This is a genomic window from Dysgonomonas gadei ATCC BAA-286 (assembly GCF_000213555.1).
In the GTDB taxonomy this organism is placed as follows: domain Bacteria; phylum Bacteroidota; class Bacteroidia; order Bacteroidales; family Dysgonomonadaceae; genus Dysgonomonas; species Dysgonomonas gadei.
This window is the reverse complement of the sequence record NZ_GL891981.1, coordinates 359,716-382,903: the sequence shown is the minus strand read 5'-3', so window position 1 is coordinate 382,903 and position 23,188 is coordinate 359,716. Positions and strand designations below refer to the sequence as shown.

Genomic DNA, 23,188 nt, shown 5'->3' with positions numbered 1-23,188 from the left:
TTTATTTTAAAACTTGAAATTGTAAGTGATTCCGGGGATAATACCGAATATGGACATTTTCTTAACTTCACTCAATCCTGTCGTTGCATTTTGTCCGAAATTGTAAGAAGCTGCATTGTGCCTGTTGTAAACATTGTAGATACTAAATACCCATTCGCCTTGCCATCCTTTTTTCTTATTCGGATTTGGCGTGTAAGTTGCCGATAAATCTAAATGGTGATATGCTGCTAATGAATTTGCGTTTCGTGTACCATAATTCGCAATAGTTATTCCCTGATACTCGTATTTTCCATTCGGAAATGTTGCGGCTTTACCCGATTGAAAAGTAAAAGTGCCTCCTAAAGACCATTTTTTACTTAGTTGATAAGCACCTGTAACTGATAGGTTATGCAATTTATCATAATTAGCCCGATACCATTTTCCGTTATTTATTCCCGGTTCATTGGCATTTCTCCCCGGAGTCTGTTGTTCTGCTTTAGAAAGGGTATAAGAAAGCCAACCTGTTAATCGTCCTGTATTCTTTCTTGCCATCAATTCTAACCCATATGAGCGTGCCTTACCATTTAGCAGTACCCTTTCTATTGCTTTATGTGCAATTAAATTTGCCCCATCAATGTAATCCGCTTTATTTTTTATCGTTTTGTAGAATGTTTCAACTTCTAGTGAGTAATTATCACCGCCAAAGTTCTGTAAATAACCTAATGCCACCTGATCGGCAATCTCAGGCTTCAGAAATTTGTCACTGGGAGCCCAAATATCAAGAGGGGTTGCAGATGCCGTATTCGATATCAGATGGATATACTGACTCATTCGGTTATAACTTAACTTTACAGATTTATCTTCATTTAAAGCATAAGCTATTGCCAATCGTGGTTCAAGGTTGCCAAAACTTACGATAGATTTATTTGTACCGTAATATTTTGTTCCTATAGGGGTTCCTTCTTCATAAATCTGAAATTCAGGATTGAAGACTACCGCTTCATTGTTTTCATATATATTTATTTCTTCTTTGCCGAGCCGTTGGAAGTTACTGTAACGGAGTCCGTAGCTGACAGATAACTTATCCGTTAACTTTTGTTCTGCACTAAGGTACAGGGCATTCTCAAAAGCATTCTTTTTAGCAATCTGATCCGGAATAACTCCTGACGTTTCATCGAAAGGCCTGATTGTTCCGGGATTAAACTGATAATAAATAGAATTTACTCCATAATTCAGGATCAAGTTATTGGATAGATAATGTTTAAAATCATATTTGAAGTTATAGTTTCTAATATTTGACTTCCAGTCTATACCTGCAAACTTTATCTTTAATCCATACTTATAATCGCTATAAATAGCTGACATATTAGAGAATATCTTATCGGTAAAGATGTGATTCCATCTTACATTGGTTAGGATATTTCCATAATTGTTTACTAGAGATTTATTCATATCAAAAACATCATTACCCAAATAGCCTGATACAAAAAGGTTATTCTTATCGTTGAATCTATAATTAAGTTTAGCATTCAAATCATAGAAGTATGCCGAGTTTGGCTCGTCTGCCAACTTCAGTAAGAGGTGTGCGTATGTCCCTCTTCCTGCTACAACGAACGAACTTTTTTCTTTTACTATCGGGCCTTCGACTAATAAGCGACTGGAGATTAAACCGATTCCTCCATTTACATGATATTCTTTATTATTTCCCTCTTTCTGATAAATATCTAATACAGAGGATGCCCGACCTCCGAAATTAGAAGGAATACCTCCTTTATATAATTTCAGGTCTTTGATGACATCGGAGTTGAAAACAGAGAAAAACCCGAACAGGTGTGAAGTGTTATAAACTGCCGCTTCATCCAGTAAAACGAGATTTCCATCTACAGAGCCTCCTCTTACATTAAATCCTGATGCGCCTTCCTGTGCATTGGTTACTCCGGGAAGTTGCAATAATGATTTCAATACATCAACTTCGCCCATAACTGCCGGCATTTTCTTTATTGTGCTTATAGGAAGTTTGTTTACACTCATCTCAGGCTTGAAAATTCTGGTCTTGTTTTCATTGACAGTAACCACAACCTCTCCTAATGTTGAACTTTTCTCAAACATTGAGAAATTCTTAGTTGTGTTTGCAGTTAGGGAAATACTCTCTTGAATACTTTCAAAACCCATATAGCTGATGATAACAGTATAATCTCCTTTGGGTAGTGTGATGGAGTAAAAGCCATAAGAGTTGGTAACGGTGGAAGCACTTTTTGCTTCTGAAATGATAATACTTGCACCAATCATTGTCTCATTATTGGAGTGATCGGCAATAGTGCCGCTCAATGTAAATTTCTCTTGCGAGAAAGCATTGGATGCAGTTATTAAAAGAAATAGCATACAAAAAATCTTTACTTTCATCCTGTTTATCTTTTAGAGTTCATTTTAATAAATATCTATATTGCTGATTATCTGGTTTATATTTTATAATTAGAACATGCTGTAAAAATCAGGTTTGATACATATCCCTACACGAATATTGATGACATATTTGTTATAATCTCTTTGACTTTCTCCATATCCTTGAAAAAAACGGGCAAATAAATACTGGTTTGCTCTTTCCGATATTCTGAAAGCAGCAGTAAGAGTTGTGTTAATATTCTCTACGCCATCTCGAGGGTTGATATCTGCTGATAGCCACCACCGATGTTTGTTGCTTATATAATTGACAGATAGATAGCCAAGTCCTCTGTAATCGGTCAGATCCTTATTGTTATCACCATCAACATACGGTAACCAGAATTCCCCGAAGAGACTTAAGCGTGCATTGAGATAGTATTTCATTGACAGGCTTAAATAGTTCCAACTTCGTGATTCATCTCCATCACGACCGTTCGATTCATGCATAAGTTGCAAAAAGGCTGCTCCTGCCAATTTATTATTGTGAAATAAATATTTACCTAAACCAAGTCCCGGATTATAATTAGTATCTCTGAATGGGCTGGATTCAGCATAGATATTCCAAAAAGATTTTTGTGTATATGTTAAATATGCAAACGTATTGAAGGGTAATATACTCTTTGTTAATCGATGCCTTATACTTATCTGAAAGGCAGCATCAGCAGTTTCGTTTGTTACTCTTTTATTTAGAGGAATTCCCGTAACAAAATAATTATCACGATATACAGCAAATGCAGGCGACCTGTCAGCTATCCCGATGGCTTCATCCTTAGATATGTTCAATTGTTTTGGTTTAAGGATATAAGGATTCTTCATCGACTTTTCATACCCTTGTCGAAGACTGTCATTTGTGAATATCATATAATCCTGAGCAGATACCGAAGCGTAAACTATACTAAATGACATGAGTATATATACTCTAAACGCCTTTTGACTAAATAATTGGGAGGTAATATTCTTGAAGATCATATTTGCATTGTGAATCATTTTTATGATTACTATACAAATATGAAGTCAATAATAAGGTTGTGAAAATTTTTGAGAAGAAGGGAGGGATTTATGCGATAAATGTAAGGTGTCAGTACAAATGAGGTTTTATAGTAAGAGCTATTTTATTATAGAAATAACGATAATATTAGTATCATGATGAAAGAAAAAATAATCAAAGCACTTCCGATTTTTTGAAAAAAGGAATTATCATCGCTGAAAGCAGCTATTACAATACCTATAATAAGCATAACGAATGCTACAATAATAAGTGATTGCATCTAAGACAGATGTTTATTTGTTGACTTCCTCATTGTAAACAACAGTGGTTAGGGTGAGTAGCGATTAAAAAAGTCATCGGCATATGTTCTTCCGATGGGGAACTCTTTATCTCCAATGAATATGGTAGTTCCTCTTACTGCTTCAATTTTATTGAATGGTAAAATATAGCTACGATGCACACGAATAAAATCGATAGAATTTAGCTTTTCTATCATATCTTTCATAGACATTCGGGCTACAATCGTTTTGCGGTCTTTGATATGAATTTTAAGATAATCGGCTAAGCCTTCAATGTATAGAATGTCCGCTAAAGGAATTTTTACCAGATTAAAATCGGCACGAACAAAGATATTCTTATCTGCACTTTGATCTTGCTTATTGATATAGTCAAAATACTCCTGAGCTTTGGATATAGCTTGTGTAAATCGTTTCAGATTAATAGGCTTAAGTAAATAGTCAATAGCATTTAATTCATAGCTGACAACGGCATATTCACTAAAAGCAGTAGTGAAAATCACCATTGTTTTTTGCCGCAATGCTTTTACTAAGTTAATTCCTGTCATCGCTGGCATTTGTATATCGCAAAAAATCAGATCGACCGGATATTTATGTAAATATCTGAGTGCTTCACTCGGTTGAGTAAATGTTCTTTGAAGATTGATGCTATCATTTTTGTCGCACAATGATTTAATCACTGTAAGAGCTAACGGTTCATCATCTATGGCAATTGCATTCATCATTGTAAATCGATATATAAAGAAACGAGAAACTGCTTTTCTGTATTATTGATAACTAACAAATGCTTTGAAGGGTAAATTAAACTTAACCGATGCTTTGTGTTTTCAATACCTAATCCACTTTTTTCATAAATATTCTGCTGAATACTTACTTTATTATTTGCCACACTCAACTGAAGCTCTTGCTTATTCATCGTTATTTCGATTTTTATATGGCTTTTTTGCTCAGAATTTACTCCATGCTTAAAAGCATTCTCAACAAAAGGGATGAGTAACATAGGGGCTATTTGCAAGTCCGGGATATTTTCCATGCAGTCATATTCCAGTTTCACACTCCTGTCTAAGCGGAGTCGTTGTAGTTCAATATAATTACTAATATAATTTATTTCATCTTCCAGTAAGACAAAATCTTGCTGAGTATCCCTCATTGTGTAGCGCATCATCTCTGAAAGTTTATCTATCATATCCGCAGCTTTGGGGGAAGTATCGATAACTGTCGCATATATATTGTTCAGCGTATTAAATAAGAAATGAGGATTAATTTGTGATTTCAGGGATGCTATTTGTGCTGAAAGTTTCTCGTGTTCTGCTTGCTTTAGTCTCGTGTAAAATGCCCATAAAATAGAAGAACCGATTGATAAGAGCCATAATACAATAGCATTGATCATAATAACCGGAATAATCTTTTCAACTATTGGCTCGGATTCTGTTAACCTTTCAGGGTTAAAATCAGAGAAATAAAATATTATACCAAGAGTAAATAATACTATTACTATTATCAATAATAAGAATAGAAAATAGAGCCAGTTCTTTTTTGAAAACAAAAACTTAGGGATGAGAAAAAAATAATTGAAATAAAATGTAATTAATAGTACACCGCTAATCGTAAAGCATAGTAAAAGATACTTGACGTCAGAAGCCGGATCTAATGAGTTGAATACCTGATCGGTTGAAATATATGGAACAACCAGCAACAACAACCAAACTAAGGTATGTATGGCAATGGTAAGTCGTTTAGTTTTCATAATTATATCTGAAATAAATTGCAAATTAAAGGTTTGTTTGTTTTCCTCCAAAAGAAATGAGAAGAACGTAGATAGTTTAGAGAAGTATGAGGAACAATTATGCTTTTTCGATTATATTGAATATTATTTTTCTTTTCAACTGATAAACACCCCATTTAAAAAGAGAATAATAAAAGCAAGGTTTTACCAAAGAATACTCTTTTGAAAAAAGGAAGATTCTTTGTGTAAACCCGAAGGGAGTGACCTTGCTTAATTATTCTCTTGATATATCTTCGTGTTCAGATGAAAGAAAAGAAACTTAAAGCGAGAATTTCTTATCTACTTCTTGAATATCCCTCATAATAGAACTATCTAAGACTTTTGCATAATGCTGAGTTGTGCGAACATTTGAATGCCCCAATATTTTAGCTACATTTTCCAACGATACTTTATTCGCTAAAAATACAATCGTAGCCGCTGTATGTCGGCCACAATGAGTAATAACAAGAGAAACGGTAACTAGCGAAACACAGCGAATAAAACGTAACTCGTTTATAATTAAATGAATTGCTCTAATTTGCTGTTTTGTTAAAAAGCAGGATATTGCCAAATACAGCAGTATTTGAATTACCAATCCGTTACCTCAATAATTACCGAATCGGAATAGGTAACTCGTAGTTGATTGGAGAAATATAGTTAGGGTTCGTATGTTCTGATTCACAGCATTTTGCATAACAAAGAGCACTTATGTAATCGGTAACTTTGCCTTCCGGCAAAGCCCACAAAATTATAAGTGTATGAAACAAGAAAAATTCAAGGTTTTACTTTACCTGAAAAAAAGCAGTCCTGATAAATCAGGCAAAACTCCCATCATGGGAAGAATCACTATCGGAAGGTCCATGTCCCAATTCAGCCTGAAACTTTCCTGTACTCCTGGGTTGTGGAATCCCCGCGAAAGTCGTCTGGATGGTAAAAGCCGTGAAGCAGTAGTAACCAATGCAAAAATAGAGAAACTATTGCTTGCTGTGCATTCGGCTTATGATACACTCATAGAACGTAACCAATCTTTCGATGCCGAATCAGTCAAAAATCTGTTTCAGGGAAGTATGGGAGCACAAACAACCCTGCTTGCACTTCTTGACAGGCATATGCAAGGGCTACGAGCACGTATCGGAATAGATGTTGCCCCGACCACCTTAAGCGGTTATGTGTACACCCACCGTTCATTAGGCAAATTCATCAAAAAGAAGTTCAAGACCAAAGATATCGCTTTCGGGCAGTTGAACGAGCTGTTCATCCGGGAGTATCAGGACTTCGTTCTTCTGGAACAGGGCTATTCAATGGATACCGTTCGCCACTATCTGGCTATCCTGAAAAAGATGTGTAAGATTGCTTTCAAAGAAGGCATTTCCGAGAAACTGCATTTTGCCCATTACAAACTACCCAAACAAAAAGAAGCCACTCCCAAAGCATTAAGCAGGGAAAGTTTTGAAAAAATCCGTGACTTGGAGATTGCTCCCAACCGTCATTCGCATCTGCTTACCCGTGATTTATTTCTCTTCGCTTGCTATACCGGTACTTCTTATGCGGATATAGTCCGCATAACAGAAGAAAATCTGTTCACCGACGAAGAAAATAACCTTTGGCTTAAATACCGCAGAAAGAAAACAGACTTTCAGGCTCGTGTCAAATTATTGCCCGAAGCCATCACTCTGCTTGAAAAATATAAAGACGAGGACAGAGAAACATTGTTCCCGATACAATCAGCAGAAGTGGTACAATTAAATATGCGGGGATTACGTGTTATGGCAGATATAAAGCAGCCAATCTCCTATCATTCAGGAAGACATAGCTTTGCCAGTTTAATTACGCTCGAAGAGGGAGTCCCGATAGAAACGATCAGTAGGATGCTCGGGCACAGCAACATCAAAACGACTCAGGTCTATGCCCGTGTTACTCCTAAAAAGCTTTTCGAGGATATGGATAAATTTATTGAAGTAACCAGAGATTTACAATTAGTTCTATAAAGTCAAGGTCGCTCTTTTTATTATCGGTTAAGGATTTTATTTATTGATAGATCTGTTTGAATACATATCATTAAATGCTTTTCTTACTTGTATCAAAACAAAATCATTCAAAAATATATAATTATGAGATCAACATTCAAAATATTGTTTTACATCAATAAAAACAAAATTAAGGCAGATGGCACAACAGCTATTCTGTGCCGGATCAGTATAGACGGCAAACAAACAGTCATAACCACAGGTATCTATTGCAGTCCTAAAGATTGGAATACAAGGAAAGGAACCATTAAAATAGAAAGGGAAAATAATAAGCTTATAACCTATCGTAACCGTATCGAGAACACCTACAATCATATATTGAGAGAACAGGGAGTTATCAGCGCAGAGCTATTAAAAAACACTATCATTGGGGTTAACTCTATCCCAACCATGCTCTTACAGGCAGGAGACGTGGAACGTGAACGCCTGCGACTTCGCTCCATCGAAATAAACTCCACAACCAGCTACCGACAATCGGGAATATCACAACGGAACCTGAAAGAGTTCCTATGCTCCAGAGGGATGAAGGATATTGCCTTCTCTGATATTACCGAAGAGTTTGGCGAATCATTCAAACTCTATTTGAAAACCATAGGAGAACGCAAATCGGGTTATATCAATAAATGTATCACCTGGCTCAACAGGCTTATTTATATTGCCATCGATCAGGAAGTATTAAGAAGTAATCCGTTGGAAGAGGTGAGGTATGAAAAGAAAGAACCACCCAAGCACAAACACATAAGCAAAGATGATTTTAAACGGCTGCTGGAAACACCCATGCCAGAAGAACGGTTGGAGCTGGTCCGCAGGGCTTTTATCTTCTCAACATTGACCGGGTTGGCTTATGTCGATATATACGGATTGTATCCGCACCATATCCAAAAAACATCCGAAGGTAGATTGTATATCCGAAAACGCAGGGTAAAGACCAATGTCGAAGCATTTATACCCCTGCATCCGATAGCGGAGCAAATTCTTATGTTATACAATACCACTGATGACAGCTTTCCCGTGTTCCCTTTGCCTGTCCGTGATAAAATCTGGTACGAGATAAACCAGATAGGAACGTTGATAAATCTGAAAGAGAATCTCTCCTACCACCAAAGCCGACACAGTTTCGGAACATTATTGCTTTCGGCAGGTGTCTCGATAGAAAGCGTTGCCAAAATGATGGGGCATGCCAATATCAATACAACACAGGTATATGCGCAAATCACAGAGCAGAAAATATCGCAAGATATGGATAAACTAATCGAACGGAGAAAAACGATGCAAAACACAGCAAATCAAACCGCAATAACGATATAACCATGAAAGAAGAAAAAAGAGAAGTAATTATAATGACAGATAATGGAACAGTTATCGTTCCGGGTGAAACAAAAATGAGTATTGCTGAGATTGCAGATCTGTTCGGCATTTACTACCGGACAGCGAAACGACACATTCGTGCTATTGAAAAAGCGGGTATTGTCCGAGGGGATGATTCGATGGACTGTGTAGTTGAAGGTAGAAATACCTTTCCGGAGTATTATGGATTGGAGATGATTATTGCTCTTGCTTTCCGGATTCAGTCAAGAAATGTAGAGATGTTTCGAAAGTGGTTAGTAAAAAGAATGCTTAAGAGTGATATAATGACAAGGCTTGTATTGCCTTTGCAGAATGTTCTGCTTAATTGAGGTATTACTAATTAATCCAATCAAACGCGATAAAGTAATGTTGCCAAATATATCAAACGCGGATAACTCGCCACAACTAAGAACAGAACTAAATATGGCAAAAAATGATAGAGGAAAAAGAAGTATCTATTATTGAGGAAAAAGAAAATGATTAAATTCCCATGACCGATGTGGTAAGAAATAATTATAATAGATTTGCTCTTATAGATAAACGGTTACGATATAAAAAACAATAGAATTCATTAATATATGAGAAGATCAGAGTACAATCTGCACTTTAATTCCCCAAAACTCAAGGAAATTAGAAGTGCAGCTGTATTGAATAGGCTTTCTTAAGTAACATGCCGTAAATAAGGTTGTTAAAACGAAATCGCCCGATTTTACACATAAAAGTAAAGTTGGGTGTTTTTCTTTTCAGTTACACCCGATAGTCCACAATTTTTGGAGTGACTAAGAGTCCTAGAGCCTAGATTCAAAAAAGGTGAAATGACTATTTCACTATTTCACTTAAACACAGCGACACATATATGCTCACATCGCCGCAATATACCATTTACATCATCTCAACGTTTTAACCATTTGGTCTATACATTTTCTTTTTTGTTCCATATTAGGATGAACATACAGATTTAGCGTCGTACTAATGTTTGAGTGACCTAATATAACGCTAACAGTCTTGTAGTCACATTTGCTTTCTATACAACGAGTTGCGAAACTATGTCTAAGCCCATGAAATTTCAACACAGGTACATTTATCTCTTGCATAAATTGCTTATAGTAGTTTCGATAAGTACGTGGCTCGGTAGGTTTAGATTCGTTGGTAAGGACAAAATAATTGTGATTCATAATGCGCTTTAGCGGTTTAAGTAACTTTAATAGATCTCTTGTCATTGGAATGTCTCTGATAGAGTTTTTTGTCTTTGGAGAGTCTAAAATAAGTTCCGTGTATCGTTCTTTTCCCTCAATCATATATACACGTTGAATAGTCTTCTTTACGCTTATAATACCATTTTCGGTATCAATATCCTCCCATTTTAGCGCACATATCTCACCTATTCTCATTCCAGCACAAAGACAGATATAAATGCCGAGATTCCGAAATGTAAAATTTTCTTGAATGTGTGATATTATCTTTCGGTGATTGCTCCTACTTAAAACCTCTATATCGTGTTTTTCTCGCTGTGTAGGGAACTTTATGTCTATTTGAGTATATTCAAAATATCCATTTTTAACTCCGAATTTTAATATCATCTTCAGAACGATAAGTATATCTTTGATTGATTTGTGGCTCAATCCGGATTTTAGTTTTTCGAAAACAAATTCCTGCACATCTGATTCATTGATTCTATCTGCCCCTCCAAAGGTTGGTAGAATATGGTTCTCAATTAGTAGTGTGTAGGCCGAGATTGTAGATGTTTTCACGTACTGTTTTTTGTCTTCACGCCATAAGCGTATAATTTCTTTAATTGGTAATTGTGTCATAATCTTTTAATTTAGAATGTTCAACTTATAATATACAAAAAACGAACTAAGATTAGAGATTTAAAATTGTCAATTTTCCAAATTTGAGATTTCCAGAGTTTCATGGAGAATGGAAAGAATATAAAGTCTCAGATATATTAGAATTCTTCCCAACTAATTCTTTGTCATGGGAACAGTTAGAATTTGAGACTGATAATATTCATAATCTCCACTATGGACTAATACATAAGGGGCTTCCAACTCAAATAGAATTAGGTAAATGTACCTTACCAAATATCAAAGATGAATTTATTCCGAATAAATATACAATTTGCAAGGAAGGAGATATAGCCTTTGCTGATGCATCTGAAGATACTAACGATGTTGCTAAAGTAGTTGAGTTTTTAAATTGCAATAATAAGAGTATAGTATGTGGCTTACATACTATTCATGGTAGAGATAAGAAACACTTAACCATAAAAGGGTTTAAAGGCTATGCTTTTTCTTCAATTCCTTTTCGTAATCAAGTAAGACGATTGGCACAGGGGACTAAAATTTATTCGATAAATTCTAAAAACTTTGATGAACTTTATATTGGTATCCCTTCTAAAGAAGAACAGGCAAAAATAGCTCACTTGCTAATCCTCCTTGACGAACGCATCGCAACCCAAAACAAAATAATAGAGAAACTAGAATCCTTAATTAAAGGGCTTTATTCTGCAACAAAGCGAGATCATTGGAGAATGCAATATCTTCGAGACATATTGGAACAACGGAAGGAGTTTAATACACAAAATTACTTTGTTTTTTCAGTTGCAGTTAAGGAAGGTTTGATAAATCAGATTGAACACATGGGACGTTCTTTTGCCGCAAAAGATACACGACATTACAATGTCGTTAAATATGGCGATATTGTTTATACAAAAAGTCCAACAGGGAATTTTCCTTATGGAATAGTAAAACAAAGTTTTACAAATATCCCTGTTGCCGTATCTCCCTTATATGGAGTTTACAAGTCTAAGAATCTTCATTTGAGTAATATTCTTCATCACTATTTCTTAAGCCCTATAAAAGCCAACAATTACCTCCATAGTTTAATCCAGAAAGGAGCTAAGAATACCATAAACATCACATCTCAGCATTTTTTAGAGAAAGCTATTTTATTGCCTGTGGATAAATCAGAAATACAGACAATTTCTTTATTGCTTACTACTATAAACAAGAAAATAGGTTTTGAAAAAGAGGTACTAAAGAAAATGCAGATTCAAAAAGTATTTTTATTACAGCAAATGTTTATATAAACATTTGCTGTAGGATATATTGTTTTTGCTTGTGATATCTAGTAACTACATCTTTTTCCAGCTTAGTTTTTTGCATTAATTTATTTAATGAAGTAGAAATTAGTTGCTGTTTTTCTAATTTAGGAAGGGGCACTTTAATAGAAAAAAAATCTTCTCTAGAAATATTCAGTAAGCCGTCCATTCGAGCTGTAGATGAAATGATCTTTCTAAGTTCTTTATTTAACAATTTAGAATTTAATAAGTAAGCATAGAATATAACATCACAAATCTGGCTATTCATCCTAAATGAATGATATACATAAGGAACTAAAGCATTCGGATAGTTTAAGAAAAAGACTGAACCATATTTCTTATTTCTTGAACTACCTCTATTGTAAGCTAGTTCCCCTTGCTTCAGTAACGTGTATTTTGACAAGCTGTTACCAGCATTGTCGTTACTGTATTTTTCACTTTGATTAATGAAGCCATGTTCAGCCGCAATCATCATGATAGGATAATCTTCTTTTTCATCATTTCTTCTGTTTATTGCTGACGAAATACTCTTCAAAGTAATAAGTTTTTCATTAGCAAAACATTCGGAGAATAAACGATTACTAAGCCCTTTAATTAAGGATTTGATTTCTGGTTTGAACGCACTTGCGGAAAGCCTGTTTTATCCAAACAAAAGAAGAATGACGTTAAGTCTCAAAGGATTTAATAAGAAAATGGAACAATACTTTTTGAAAGATGTAGTTATTAATTTCAGCTTCAGGAATAAATCACAAGAACAATACCCGAAGTATTCCATAACAAACGACTTGGGCTTTATACCTCAATCGGAAAGATTTGAAGAAAGAAATATGATATACGAAGACATATCTTCTTATAAAATTATCAATAAGGGAGATTTTGCCTACAACCCTGCTAGAATAAATGTTGGATCAATAGCTAAATATGAGGGTGATAATCCATGCATGATTAGCTCTCTATATGTTTGCTTTAGACCCAAACCCAACATGTCTTCTGAATGGCTTAAGCATGTGCTCAAGTCTAAAAGGATGATATACAATTACAATCTGTTTGGCGAAGGCGGAGTAAGAATATATCTATTTTTTCCAAATTTTGGACGAATTAAGATCAATGTACCACCTCTCGAAGAACAAGAAAGAATAGCTATAATAATATCAACTATAGATCAAAAAATATCGATAGAAAGCTTGATGCTTAATAAGTTAAATACTCAAAAATCATTTTTACTGAGCAGGATGTTCATATGAACATCCTGCTCAGTAAAAACTGCTTCTGACTTCTATACATCTTTAGGAATGATATCTCTGCATTGATTTTATTATCAAACAAAGCTAAAATATGGCTTGCTACAGTTAACCTTTTCGTAATGGAAGGAATACTAATACTAAGAATATTATCACGACTTATCGCCGAAAATGTACTTCCTTGTTCAATAGAAATCCATTTATTTTTAAAGTATTGTAAATATTGATATACATATTCACTACATTTAGATTCTTTAACCTTAATGGCGCAAATACCTCTACCTACACAAGCAATCATATTAGATTTGGCAACAACCCCAACGGGAGCTCGTACTGTAAGTATAATATCGCCTATCTCACATTGTTTAGTTATTTCACTAGTCCACATTCTTGGAGAAGTAGTACCTTCGGAAATATCTAAGTTTCCTTGAATCAATGGAAGCCCATTATTTACATAATTATATGCTGCTGAAGATGGGGATTGCCCCATAATAACATCACATATTTCACCTACTGATGTATATTTCACAGATGTTCCAAAAAAGAATACCGCAAGTGCGTTCTTTAATTTTTTATATTCCTCAATTATTTTGTTTTGGGTTTCGATACGTTCATCTATTAGAGATAGAAAAGTAGCAATCTTATCTTGCTCTTCTTTTTTAGGAATAGCTATTAGAATTTTTTCTATTGTACTTTTGGAAAGACTTGGTACTCCAGACGCCTCATTGTACTTAAGCCAATTAATTTGTTCAAAAATGTAAAACAGAAACTTAGGTTGTATATTTTTGTACGAATATGTATAAAATAAAGTGTCTACTGTCCAAAATTTACCTTTAAGATAAAATGGTTTATTAATAGTACCTTTTCTTCCAATACAAACACTTTCTCCATCGTACAGAAAATCATTTATAGAAGTCATATATCCTCCTGTTCCAAACACTGGAATATTTCCCGTCTCTAAATGTTTATAATCTCTACCACTTCCTATTTTTAAAATATTTTTAATTTCTGTTTCAGACCACTCCTCTTGAAACTCCGGGAATCTCAAATTTGGAAAATTGCAATTATTATTTTTATTGTTCTTCATCTCGATTGTTGTATTTCGTTCTGTAATCGCATTGAGGATTTACATTAAAAAACTAATCCCAACTCTTTTAGGTAAACATCTATCTGTTTATCCAATTCTCCTCTCTGTGCTTCGAGTGTTTTTATCTCAGCCATTACAGCCTTAATATCAATATCTTCCTCCTCTTCAAACGTATCTACATAGCGAGGAATGTTCAAATTGAAATCATTTTCGGCAATCTCTTCGATAGTCGCTTTGTGAGAATATTTCTCAATTTCGGCACGACGTTTATAGGTTTCAACAATCTTATTAATGTGTTCTGGTAAGAGTTTGTTTTGGGTCTTAACCTTTTCAAACCCTTTTGAAGCATCAATAAACAAAACATCGTCTCCCTCCTTGCGACACTTTTTTAGCACCAAAATACAGGTCGGAATAGATGTTCCATAAAACAAATTTGCAGGAAGTCCAATGATTGCATCAATATAATTCTTTGTTTCAACCAAATATCTACGGATTTTACCTTCTGAAGCTCCACGAAATAAAACACCGTGAGGAGCAACACAGGCCATCGTGCCTCCATCGTGCAAATGATGAATCATATGTAAAATAAAGGCATAATCGGCTTTACTTTTAGGGGCTAATGCTCCTGCACGGCTAAAGCGGTCATCAGTATTGAATTTACGATCTGCACTCCATTGAGCTGAAAATGGTGGATTTGCAACGATTGCATCAAAAACCTCACTTTCAAATTGGTCGTCCTCCAAAGTGTCGCCGCTTCGTATTTCAAATTTATCATAACGCTTGTTGTGTAACAGCATATTCATTCGGGCAAGATTGTAGGTCGTTGGGTTCTTTTCCTGTCCGTATATAAACTCAGCAAAGCCCTCCTTTGCAACACTCAGAAGCAACGAACCTGACCCACACGTAGGGTCATATACATTGCGAACACGTTCTTTATCAGCTGTTACAATTTGTGCTAAAACCTTTGATACTTGTTGTGGGGTGTAAAACTCACCTGCTTTTTGTCCTGCTCCTGCTGCAAACTCACCAATCATATACTCGTAAGCATCACCCAAAATATCTATTTCAGTATCTTTAAGGCAAAAGTCAATCTCATCAAGAGCCAACAATAGGTTACTGATTAACTTATTTTTGTCATCCGCCGTCTTTCCCAATTTTGCAGAAGTTAAATCTACATCGTCAAACAAATTTTGAAAATCATCTTCAGAATCAGCACTCAAGGTGCTATCTTCAATATGTTTGAATGATTGCCCCAACGCCTCAAGAATAAATTTTCCGTCTTTTGCATCTGCCGAGAGTGTTGAAAATAGATATTTAGGTTCCAAGAAATAGCCAATATCTTCAATCGCTACATTGCGCAATTCTTGTTTTATATCTTCATCGCCTTCAGTCCAGATTGTTCTAAAGTCCGTGTTGTCATTTTGGAGTTGATCGTTGATAAACATCTCAATTCTCTCAGAAAGATATTTATAAAAGATTAAACCAAGTCCAAAATTCATAAAGTCACTGGCATTCATATTGCCACGCATTTCACATGCCATTTTCCATAGCTGTGCTTTCAATATTCTTTGTTGTTCTTCACTCATGAGTTCAATTAATTCCAGCTAAATAGTTTAATAATATCTTTCATCTTGTCGATTAGACCCTTCTTTTTTGTTTGAGCATCCATAAATGATAATTTAAGCGGGTCAATAGCTCGTTTAATTATCTCATTTTTCGGCTTTCCTAAATATTCATACTCTGAAACATATTCGTGCAGCAAAGAGCTATCAATACCTTCCTCGATAGCAATCTGCTCAATAGCGATCGACTTTTGGTTATCGATGTATTTATCCAAATCGCTCTCCATATCCATAGGTAAATCATCACTCTGTCGTCCGTCGATATACAGTTTGATAAAGTTGTCAATCAAAGCAATCTTTGAACGCAGATCCGGATCAGAATCCATAGTATCAAGAATAGTTTTCCTATCTTTCGGATAAGATGATGATTCTGGCTTAAGATCTTGAAGTAGAGCAAGTATATACATTACATTGATAATATCTCGATGTACTAACTCTAATTCGAAATCTATATCTTGCAGGATACTTTCGGCATCTTCCTTTTCAGAAGTGATAGCAAACTCATTGGACATATCGAGATATTTGCTTTGATAATCTGCAAATCGTTGCTCTTCGATAGCAAGGTCTTCAGCATCAAATTCGTTATAGCCCTTAACCTCATTCCGTAGTCTGAGCATTGTTCTAAATAGGATTACAAAACGACGCTTATCTAACTCTGACTCCAGATTACCGACACTCTTTACAGTAGGGAAGTGGGATAAAAATTCAGTTGCCGTCTCGTTGAATCGCTCAACAAGTTTTTCGTAAGGTTTCATCAAGACTACCTCTGAAGATTTATTATTGGAGTAAAGTTTTATTGCTTTATCCGTCTGCTGCTTAAGGTCTCTAAAACAAGTGATTTTGCCGAACTTTTTCTTCTCGTTCAACACACGATTAGTTCGAGAGAAGGCTTGCAATAGACCGTGATAGTTAAGATTTTTGTCTACATAAAGTGTATTGAGTTTCTTTGCGTCAAATCCGGTAAGAAACATATCCGATACTATCAAGAGGTCGATTTGGCGATTTTTCATTCGCTTATTGATATCATCGTAGTACAGCCCAAAATGGTCTGTATCGAAGTCTGTTCCAAATGTTTCGTTGTAATCCCTGATGTATTTCTCTAAAATATCTCTGGTGTTTTGAGTAGAGACAAAACCATGTCCCAAACCTGTAAACTCATCATCTGATTCTTCGTTTTCTGTGTATGTAAAAATCGCAGCAATCTTTAAGTCATGACTACGACTCTTAAACATATCATAGTATTTGATAAGCATTTTTACGCCACCAACCGCAAACATAGCATTGAAATCCCTTTCGTATGTAGAGGGGTTGTAGTTGGAGAGTATAAAATCAGTTATTGAGGCTATTCTCTCATCCTTCAATAAAACTTCTGCAGTATCAATAGATCTAACCTGTTTGTCGTTTTCGCTTTTTCGTTTCCATTTGCCATGATACTCCACCAAGAAACCAAGTACATTTTCATCTCCTATAGCATCTTTAATTAGATATTCGTGAAGCCTTTCGCCAAAAATATCTTTCGTGGTACGACCATTATTTGCATTGTCGGCAAAAATTGGGGTTCCGGTAAACCCAAAGTAACGAATTTTACTAAAGAAACCTGTTATATTCGAGTGCATATCTCCGAATTGGCTTCTATGACACTCATCAAATATCATTACGATATTTTTATCTTTTACCTCCTGTAAACTCTTATTGTATCTATCTTTTTGGACTGCGTGATTCAGCTTTTGAATTGTAGTTATCATTAACTTCTTCTTACTCTGCAATGCTTTGACTAACTCGTTTGTATTATCGGTACTATCCACTGCCCCTGGAGAAAAAGCGTCATACTCTTTTTTTGTTTGGGTATCTAAATCGTGCCGGTCAACAACAAAGAGCACCTTGTCAATATCACTCATCTCCGCTATTAGCTGAGCAGCCTTAAACGAAGTCAGGGTCTTTCCGCTACCCGTAGTATGCCAAATATACCCATTCTTTACTGAATTAGCAACTTTATCAAGTAGTGCTTCAACAGCATAGAACTGATATGGTCTAAGAACCATTAGGCACTTATCCGATTGATGCAATACTACATATTTAGCAAGCATTTTCCCCAAAGTACATTGTTCAAAAAACATTACAGCAAAGGTGTCTAAGCGGTCAATGTGATTGTTCTTGAAGTCAGCCCATGGAAATGTAAACTTATAGCCTTGATTGGGGTTATTAGCAAAATAACGAGTATTTACCCCATTTGAAATGACAAATATTTGGATATAGGTAAATAGCCCCTTGAAGGCTGTTTTGTGGTAACGTTGAACTTGGCTATATGCTTGTTTAAGCTCTATACCACGCTTTTTCAGTTCAACTTGTACCAAAGGTAATCCATTCACCAAAATAGTAACATCATATCTGCATTTACGCCGCCCCTCATCAGTAATCTGATTGGAGACCTGAAATTCATTCTTACACCATTCCTGAGTATTTAGAAACTCAACCCACTTTACAGAATCATCGTCGCGAGTCAGAGAAAAGCGATTGCGAAGTTTTTCTGCTTTTGTGAATATTGAACCATTTTCTAGATGGATCATTATACGATTAAACTCATCATCTGTAAACTCAGTATTATTATGTTTATTAAGTTGATTCCGAAAATTGGCAACCATAGCATTTTCATCTACTATTTCAATCTTCTGATAATTCATAGAGACGAGTGTCTTAATCAACCCTTGCTCTAATGCTTGTTCTGATTGTGTTGTCATATTTTCGATTTGCTCTTGTTTGGTAATTCTTGGAAAAAAACTGCTATTTCGTCTACCATCTCTCCGAAAGGCTGAATCTTATTAGAACACCATTTTGATACAGTCAAGAGGTCTTTCCCTAACTGTTCAGAGAGCCATTTTTCTATTTTCTTTTTCTCGACGAGGATTACTTTTAATATATTTAATTTATTCATAATCGATGAATTGGTATATGAAAATACAGGGTATCAAAAAGAAAAAGGAAGCATGGTTTTATTTAAGCGAGCAACTCACCTTATCCCCCTACTTTTTCTTCTTGGAATTTGAACCCGTTCTTCTTTTTGAACTTTATCCAACAGACCAAAACGTTTGTTTTCTTCCTTGGTCATGGCTGACAGACGGGCAGTAATATCCTCCCATCTGAAGTCTTTACCCAAAAGGTCTATCTTTTCCGTAAAACGGATATCATCATAATAACTAAGCCCTTTGGCTGCCCGATAGGGGTTTGTCTGTGGATATTTTGTTCCAAATGCCGTCAGCATTTCTTTCAGGGATAAATATCCCGATAAATAAGCCACATCGATAAAGTCTTTCAACCGGGTACCATTGTCGGCAATAGCCGATAGTTTCATTGCTGCAATATCCTTCAGACTGTATAAGCGTATGCCATCATCCTGTATTCTAGCTTCTACATCCGGATAGTCATGGCGTATGAAATCCAGTTTCACACCGTTCACTTCACCTTTCAGGCTGAAACCTTCCCTGAAATCACCTCTGAAAGCATATTTATCCTGCAAGTATTTTTCAATCCATGAAGGGTTGAATTCGTCTACAGTAAATAAATCCAGATCAATGCTTTTCCTATGTCCGATAAGCAATGACAAAGCAGTACCTCCGGCCAATGAGAATTGATCGAATACGGTGTCACTCATAATAGATTTTAAGAGTTCATAAGTGCCTGTCTCGACTGTTTGCGTATGTAACATTTGAGATCCTCCTTTTTTAAGTTAAAAGCAGTACAAACAAAAGCAATATCTTTATCGGAAAGGATCAATACTTCATCCCGTATGATTCGTCTGACACCATCCATTCCCCCGTAAAGAGCGAACAGGGCATAATAATCCTCATCCCAGCCTCTTTCTATGACACGCTCTACTACCAGAGCCCGCATATACTGCCAGTCAAAACTGCAAAGGTCATATTCCCACAATAAACTGTGCCTTACCTTTGGCTGGTGTTTGATTTGTTCTTTCCAGTCAGACCACATACTGCATTTTATTATTTATCAAAACAAAAATAAGTATTTCTATCCGAATGGTTCCTATTATAAAGAATTAATTGCTATTGTCATGCTGCTTCTATCCATGATTAAACAAAATTGATTAAATAATGATTTTCATATTTATCCGTCCACGACGGAACAGCAAGCCGGTAAAATGCCAAAGCCGAAGCCCTGATGGGTTTTCCTTAACAGGAAAAGCTTTGTCTTATTTACCATTGCTTGCTGTGTGGTAAAAGTTACCGGATAAAAAAGAAAAAATAGTTGGGTTTGGGCTAGCTTAGTCCACATCTGAAGTTCACTGCCATCCTTTACGGTAGTTTTCCTCCAATAGCTTCTGTATATCGCTTTCCCGATAAAGTACCTTACCTCCTAACTGGATATAAGGTATTTTCCCAGTTGTGCGGTAATCCTGCAAGGTTCTGCGACTGACCTTTAGCCTGTCCGATACTTCAGGATCGCTCAGAAAACGTTCCCCGTTTAGTGTCGGCTTGCATCCTGTCAGCGCGGCTTCGATCTTGTCCAGCATCCTATCCAATGAACTAAAGAATCTTTTTATACGATCGTTTTCTCTTGTAATAATTTCATTGCTCATACTACTTTGATTTTAATTTGTTAATAACTGATTCCACATCTTCAGGCTTGTAGAATATTTTATGGTTGATCTGGGTATAAGCCAGCGTACCGTTATCCCGGTAGGTTTGCAGGGTACGTTTCGAGATGCTAAGTATCTGGCATACATCCTGATTATCCAGCCAGCGGTTCAGACTCTTATCCTGATGATATCCGCACAGGTTTTCCACTTTCTGGGTAAGAGCTTCGAAACGGTTCATCATCGCTTCAAAAGCTCCGGCTTCAATGTTTATTACTTCCATATAAATTCTTTTTTAATTAATAAAATTCGTTTACAATCGCAATATATACCACTAAATGGTAAGTTTTTCCTATGTGACGTCATTTGTCGCTATTTGTCGTCATTTGTCACCTTTGCACATTCTGTCTTATACCAAAATAGGTTATCTTTTCCTGAAATAGGTTGTCGAAAAAAAATGTAAACCAATACACGGACAAAGAAAGAATTAATTCAGGAGTGTTTTCCGGGTTTACAGTCTGATGGTAGCCAGTGGCTCCAGTTTGGAAGCCGATGGCATTGCCATTGTATTTATTCTATACCATGTGGATCATATAATATAATTGACAATCAGCCCACGAAAATTAATTCGTGGGCTGATTCTAATTGTCTATCCCGATCTTATATATTTCTAATTCTTTACTCGAATATGCTTACTGTCTTATAAACTTGCGGTATGCTTCATTTCTGACCGACTCATAAGGACTACTATCTTCTATCCGGTCCAGTGCCAACAGGATGCGTTCCTGGGCACGGGGAATACGGGTGATCAGTTGTTCAAAGAAATCCGTATTGCATAGTTTAAAAGCTGTCTCTACCGAAGTTTTCCGACCTTCGTAGCCAACCTCTTTTCCGGTAGCCAGATCTGCCATTGTCTCAAGATCATCCCACATCACCCCGGAATCTCCCTGATCCATCATCCGTGCCCGGGAGATGGCATAGACAAGGTTTTTATGCATTAATTCTTCTAACAGCTCCTTACTGACAAGCGAGCGGGCTACGCTTACACGAAGCTCATAGCTGCTCTCTTCGATGTAATGTGAAGCTTTTCTTAATTTATGTGATATAAAGCCGACTGCTATCCCAGATAGCTTTACCAGTTGTTTCTTCATTGCTTCATATAGATCCGATGCCATGCTGCGATGCATATCCACGAATGCCTTTCGAAGCGATGGATTGCTCAGAAACAATCCGGTCCATAGCCACAGGTTTATGGCTATAAGTATTTTTATAAATGTATCCATTATTCTGTCGGATTAAGATTGTTTGTACGGTAAATAGTATCTATATCTTCTCTGAAGGTTTCCAGGTGGTTCAGGATGATATTTTCCACATAGCTGCTGATCGTGGCTTTGGATTCATCCATCAGGTGGACAATACGCATCAGCCTGCGATGGGTGGCAGCCGTAATATAAAGTGGTTTACGATGGGTAAAATCCACCCGTACAAAGAACACATCCTGATAGTCATCCTGGGTTTTACGTTTTTTCTTTCCGGGAGTTTTAGATGAAGGCAGTTCTGTTGATATCGATGTTGTTGATGCAGGTGGATTATCCGGTTTTGCATTCGGTTCCATCTTCGCAGGATCTGAACCATCCGCGACTACATCGACAGGTATTGTATCTACAGGCTCTGCTACTTTTTCTTCCTGCCCTGTTTTGTGTACAGGCTGATCCAGATCGATTCCTTTATGTGCCGATTTGAGCAGGTCTTCGTATCTATTTGTTGTTTTATCTGTTGCCATTAGATCTGAGGTCTTAAGTGAATAATTTCCAGTATTTCATCGACCAGCAGATCTAGGTTGCTGCCTTTGACCAGGTTCTTATCGGCAGGGAATATGGTGGAGAGAAAGACGGCATCGCTGCCCTCCAGAGATTGCTCCCTGTCATAGCGGACGGATTGGGGAATGGCTGTCTGCATAAGGGATAAACCGAACTCCCGGATAACGCCTTGGTAATGGGTGAGCCATTCTTTTTTGATACGCCCGTCGATACGGTTCCAGAACAGGTGGATAGCTTTTAGCTTTATATCCGTATGTTCCTGTATCAACTCGCTGGCGGGAATAATAAACGAGAGGGTGCTTTCCATCGAGAGCCGGGAAGGGGACATCGGTACAAAGACATAATCCATGCCCATAAAAGTAGTAATCACACCCTCGTTGTTGATGGTGCCGGGCAGGTCGAAAAAGACCATATCATAAGCGGCAGCCTCTTCTGATAAAAACGCTTGTGCTCTGGCTATAGCCTCTTCGGGCTTGGCACAGACAATCGGATAGGTTTGCTTACCCTGTGATTCGAACAGCTCAATAGCTTTGGATTGGTAATGCAGGTTGGTCTCCAGTTGACGTATTTCCCTTTTGCGCATTTCATAGACGCTGCACTGCGGATAGTCGCAGTCTATCACGGCAACATTCAATCCTTTCTGATAATGTAGCAGGCTTGCTGCCAGTACGGTGAATGTACTCTTGCCGACTCCGCCCTTCTGGGTGGAGAAAGCGATAAATAAAGGTTTCTGTTTCATACGGATTGATAGTTTTAAAATTAGACATATGATGAATTAGAAAATTTTCAGCTTTTACTTCTTAATTGAAAGTTTTAGGAATACCTAACAGATTTTAAAATCGTCTTATTTTCAATAAAGTTTGAAGAAGTGCAACTTTTCAAC

General features: G+C 36.5%; 22 protein-coding genes and 1 pseudogene. 5 read left to right on the top strand and 18 right to left on the bottom strand.

Annotation, left to right across the window (positions count from 1 at the left end; genetic code table 11):
• Window positions 1-6 precede the first annotated feature (6 nt).
• From HMPREF9455_RS08120 to HMPREF9455_RS21245, 5 genes and pseudogenes are all read right to left on the bottom strand, one after another.
• Window positions 7-2,382, bottom strand: coding sequence for a TonB-dependent receptor (locus HMPREF9455_RS08120; RefSeq protein WP_006799163.1), 2,376 nt, complete (start codon window positions 2,380-2,382; stop codon window positions 7-9).
• Window positions 2,383-2,451: 69 nt separating this feature from the next.
• On the bottom strand, window positions 2,452-3,327 hold the full coding sequence (locus tag HMPREF9455_RS08115) for a phospholipase A (RefSeq protein WP_044215808.1): 876 nt from the start codon (window positions 3,325-3,327) through the stop codon (window positions 2,452-2,454).
• A 410-nt stretch (window positions 3,328-3,737) separates the two neighbouring features.
• On the bottom strand, window positions 3,738-4,430 hold the full coding sequence (locus tag HMPREF9455_RS08110; protein ID WP_006799160.1) for a LytR/AlgR family response regulator transcription factor: 693 nt from the start codon (window positions 4,428-4,430) through the stop codon (window positions 3,738-3,740).
• Complete coding sequence (locus HMPREF9455_RS20680) at window positions 4,427-5,452, bottom strand: sensor histidine kinase (RefSeq protein WP_006799159.1); 1,026 nt, start codon at window positions 5,450-5,452, stop codon at window positions 4,427-4,429. Before HMPREF9455_RS20680 ends, HMPREF9455_RS08110 begins: the two co-directional genes overlap by 4 nt.
• 298 nt (window positions 5,453-5,750) lie before the next feature.
• A pseudogene (locus HMPREF9455_RS21245) lies at window positions 5,751-5,930 on the bottom strand (tyrosine-type recombinase/integrase); the annotation flags it as partial.
• 298 nt (window positions 5,931-6,228) lie between these two features.
• Here HMPREF9455_RS21245 and HMPREF9455_RS08100 point away from each other — a divergent pair.
• The 3 genes from HMPREF9455_RS08100 (at window position 6,229) to HMPREF9455_RS08090 (ending at window position 9,173) form a co-directional block, all read left to right on the top strand.
• Entirely contained in the window at window positions 6,229-7,458 is a 1,230-nt protein-coding gene (locus HMPREF9455_RS08100; RefSeq protein ID WP_006799158.1) for a site-specific integrase, read from the top strand.
• Window positions 7,459-7,581: 123 nt separating this feature from the next.
• Complete coding sequence (locus HMPREF9455_RS08095; protein WP_006799157.1) at window positions 7,582-8,805, top strand: site-specific integrase; 1,224 nt, start codon at window positions 7,582-7,584, stop codon at window positions 8,803-8,805.
• A 2-nt stretch (window positions 8,806-8,807) separates the two neighbouring features.
• Window positions 8,808-9,173 carry a virulence RhuM family protein gene (locus HMPREF9455_RS08090; protein ID WP_006799156.1) on the top strand — a complete coding sequence of 122 codons (366 nt, stop codon included), beginning with the start codon at window positions 8,808-8,810 and terminating at the stop codon, window positions 9,171-9,173.
• Window positions 9,174-9,731: 558 nt separating this feature from the next.
• Here the strand turns inward: HMPREF9455_RS08090 and HMPREF9455_RS08085 are convergent.
• On the bottom strand, window positions 9,732-10,655 hold the full coding sequence (locus HMPREF9455_RS08085) for a tyrosine-type recombinase/integrase (protein ID WP_006799155.1): 924 nt from the start codon (window positions 10,653-10,655) through the stop codon (window positions 9,732-9,734).
• An 83-nt stretch (window positions 10,656-10,738) separates the two neighbouring features.
• Between HMPREF9455_RS08085 and HMPREF9455_RS08080 the strand changes: the two genes are divergently transcribed.
• On the top strand, window positions 10,739-11,935 hold the full coding sequence (locus HMPREF9455_RS08080; RefSeq protein WP_044215723.1) for a restriction endonuclease subunit S: 1,197 nt from the start codon (window positions 10,739-10,741) through the stop codon (window positions 11,933-11,935).
• Here the strand turns inward: HMPREF9455_RS08080 and HMPREF9455_RS08075 are convergent.
• Window positions 11,928-12,482 carry a restriction endonuclease subunit S gene (locus tag HMPREF9455_RS08075; protein WP_052303068.1) on the bottom strand — a complete coding sequence of 185 codons (555 nt, stop codon included), beginning with the start codon at window positions 12,480-12,482 and terminating at the stop codon, window positions 11,928-11,930. The two genes, HMPREF9455_RS08080 and HMPREF9455_RS08075, sit on opposite strands and share 8 nt — an antisense overlap.
• Before the next feature lie 124 nt (window positions 12,483-12,606).
• On the opposite strand from HMPREF9455_RS08075, the gene HMPREF9455_RS08070 reads away from it, so the two are divergent.
• On the top strand, window positions 12,607-13,191 hold the full coding sequence (locus tag HMPREF9455_RS08070; RefSeq protein WP_044215721.1) for a restriction endonuclease subunit S: 585 nt from the start codon (window positions 12,607-12,609) through the stop codon (window positions 13,189-13,191).
• Here the strand turns inward: HMPREF9455_RS08070 and HMPREF9455_RS08065 are convergent.
• The 11 genes from HMPREF9455_RS08065 to HMPREF9455_RS08015 all read right to left on the bottom strand — a co-directional run bounded on the left by HMPREF9455_RS08065 (window position 13,184) and on the right by HMPREF9455_RS08015 (window position 23,044).
• Window positions 13,184-14,275, bottom strand: coding sequence for a restriction endonuclease subunit S (locus HMPREF9455_RS08065; RefSeq protein WP_006799151.1), 1,092 nt, complete (start codon window positions 14,273-14,275; stop codon window positions 13,184-13,186). The two genes, HMPREF9455_RS08070 and HMPREF9455_RS08065, sit on opposite strands and share 8 nt — an antisense overlap.
• A 44-nt stretch (window positions 14,276-14,319) precedes the next feature.
• Entirely contained in the window at window positions 14,320-15,861 is a 1,542-nt protein-coding gene (locus HMPREF9455_RS08060; RefSeq protein WP_006799150.1) for a type I restriction-modification system subunit M, read from the bottom strand.
• A gap of 8 nt (window positions 15,862-15,869) precedes the next feature.
• Complete coding sequence (locus tag HMPREF9455_RS08055; protein ID WP_006799149.1) at window positions 15,870-18,635, bottom strand: type I restriction endonuclease subunit R; 2,766 nt, start codon at window positions 18,633-18,635, stop codon at window positions 15,870-15,872.
• Window positions 18,632-18,829: a hypothetical protein gene (locus HMPREF9455_RS08050; protein WP_006799148.1), complete on the bottom strand. Its 198-nt coding sequence runs from the start codon at window positions 18,827-18,829 to the stop codon at window positions 18,632-18,634. The genes HMPREF9455_RS08055 and HMPREF9455_RS08050 overlap by 4 nt, the downstream gene beginning before the upstream one ends.
• Window positions 18,830-18,904: 75 nt before the next feature.
• Window positions 18,905-19,546 (bottom strand): nucleotidyl transferase AbiEii/AbiGii toxin family protein, encoded by a 642-nt coding sequence (locus tag HMPREF9455_RS08045; protein ID WP_052303067.1) that lies wholly within the window; start codon window positions 19,544-19,546, stop codon window positions 18,905-18,907.
• Window positions 19,547-19,554: 8 nt separating this feature from the next.
• Window positions 19,555-19,881, bottom strand: coding sequence for a DUF6922 domain-containing protein (locus HMPREF9455_RS08040; protein WP_006799146.1), 327 nt, complete (start codon window positions 19,879-19,881; stop codon window positions 19,555-19,557).
• Window positions 19,882-20,191: 310 nt separating this feature from the next.
• Window positions 20,192-20,488 carry a helix-turn-helix domain-containing protein gene (locus HMPREF9455_RS08035; RefSeq protein ID WP_006799145.1) on the bottom strand — a complete coding sequence of 99 codons (297 nt, stop codon included), beginning with the start codon at window positions 20,486-20,488 and terminating at the stop codon, window positions 20,192-20,194.
• 1 nt (window position 20,489) lies between these two features.
• Window positions 20,490-20,768: a helix-turn-helix domain-containing protein gene (locus HMPREF9455_RS08030; protein ID WP_006799144.1), complete on the bottom strand. Its 279-nt coding sequence runs from the start codon at window positions 20,766-20,768 to the stop codon at window positions 20,490-20,492.
• A gap of 409 nt (window positions 20,769-21,177) precedes the next feature.
• Window positions 21,178-21,768 (bottom strand): hypothetical protein, encoded by a 591-nt coding sequence (locus tag HMPREF9455_RS08025; RefSeq protein ID WP_006799143.1) that lies wholly within the window; start codon window positions 21,766-21,768, stop codon window positions 21,178-21,180.
• Window positions 21,768-22,268 carry a DUF3408 domain-containing protein gene (locus HMPREF9455_RS20675; RefSeq protein ID WP_006799142.1) on the bottom strand — a complete coding sequence of 167 codons (501 nt, stop codon included), beginning with the start codon at window positions 22,266-22,268 and terminating at the stop codon, window positions 21,768-21,770. The genes HMPREF9455_RS08025 and HMPREF9455_RS20675 overlap by 1 nt, the downstream gene beginning before the upstream one ends.
• Entirely contained in the window at window positions 22,268-23,044 is a 777-nt protein-coding gene (locus HMPREF9455_RS08015) for a ParA family protein (RefSeq protein WP_006799141.1), read from the bottom strand. The genes HMPREF9455_RS20675 and HMPREF9455_RS08015 overlap by 1 nt, the downstream gene beginning before the upstream one ends.
• Window positions 23,045-23,188: the final 144 nt, after the last annotated feature.

Bases quoted from the DNA above. Each gene is read 5' to 3' on its own strand.
- HMPREF9455_RS08120 (WP_006799163.1), bottom strand. From the start codon at position 2,382: ATGAAAGTAAAGATTTTTTGTATGCTATTTCTTTTAATAACTGCATCC.
- HMPREF9455_RS08115 (WP_044215808.1), bottom strand. From the start codon at position 3,327: ATGTCATTTAGTATAGTTTACGCTTCGGTATCTGCTCAGGATTATATG.
- HMPREF9455_RS08110 (WP_006799160.1), bottom strand. From the start codon at position 4,430: ATGATGAATGCAATTGCCATAGATGATGAACCGTTAGCTCTTACAGTG.
- HMPREF9455_RS20680 (WP_006799159.1), bottom strand. From the start codon at position 5,452: ATGAAAACTAAACGACTTACCATTGCCATACATACCTTAGTTTGGTTG.
- HMPREF9455_RS08100 (WP_006799158.1), top strand. From the start codon at position 6,229: ATGAAACAAGAAAAATTCAAGGTTTTACTTTACCTGAAAAAAAGCAGT.
- HMPREF9455_RS08095 (WP_006799157.1), top strand. From the start codon at position 7,582: ATGAGATCAACATTCAAAATATTGTTTTACATCAATAAAAACAAAATT.
- HMPREF9455_RS08090 (WP_006799156.1), top strand. From the start codon at position 8,808: ATGAAAGAAGAAAAAAGAGAAGTAATTATAATGACAGATAATGGAACA.
- HMPREF9455_RS08085 (WP_006799155.1), bottom strand. From the start codon at position 10,655: ATGACACAATTACCAATTAAAGAAATTATACGCTTATGGCGTGAAGAC.
- HMPREF9455_RS08070 (WP_044215721.1), top strand. From the start codon at position 12,607: ATGACGTTAAGTCTCAAAGGATTTAATAAGAAAATGGAACAATACTTT.
- HMPREF9455_RS08065 (WP_006799151.1), bottom strand. From the start codon at position 14,275: ATGAAGAACAATAAAAATAATAATTGCAATTTTCCAAATTTGAGATTC.
- HMPREF9455_RS08060 (WP_006799150.1), bottom strand. From the start codon at position 15,861: ATGAGTGAAGAACAACAAAGAATATTGAAAGCACAGCTATGGAAAATG.
- HMPREF9455_RS08055 (WP_006799149.1), bottom strand. From the start codon at position 18,635: ATGACAACACAATCAGAACAAGCATTAGAGCAAGGGTTGATTAAGACA.
- HMPREF9455_RS08050 (WP_006799148.1), bottom strand. From the start codon at position 18,829: ATGAATAAATTAAATATATTAAAAGTAATCCTCGTCGAGAAAAAGAAA.
- HMPREF9455_RS08045 (WP_052303067.1), bottom strand. From the start codon at position 19,546: ATGAGTGACACCGTATTCGATCAATTCTCATTGGCCGGAGGTACTGCT.
- HMPREF9455_RS08040 (WP_006799146.1), bottom strand. From the start codon at position 19,881: ATGTGGTCTGACTGGAAAGAACAAATCAAACACCAGCCAAAGGTAAGG.
- HMPREF9455_RS08035 (WP_006799145.1), bottom strand. From the start codon at position 20,488: ATGAGCAATGAAATTATTACAAGAGAAAACGATCGTATAAAAAGATTC.
- HMPREF9455_RS08030 (WP_006799144.1), bottom strand. From the start codon at position 20,768: ATGGAAGTAATAAACATTGAAGCCGGAGCTTTTGAAGCGATGATGAAC.
- HMPREF9455_RS08025 (WP_006799143.1), bottom strand. From the start codon at position 21,768: ATGGATACATTTATAAAAATACTTATAGCCATAAACCTGTGGCTATGG.
- HMPREF9455_RS20675 (WP_006799142.1), bottom strand. From the start codon at position 22,268: ATGGCAACAGATAAAACAACAAATAGATACGAAGACCTGCTCAAATCG.
- HMPREF9455_RS08015 (WP_006799141.1), bottom strand. From the start codon at position 23,044: ATGAAACAGAAACCTTTATTTATCGCTTTCTCCACCCAGAAGGGCGGA.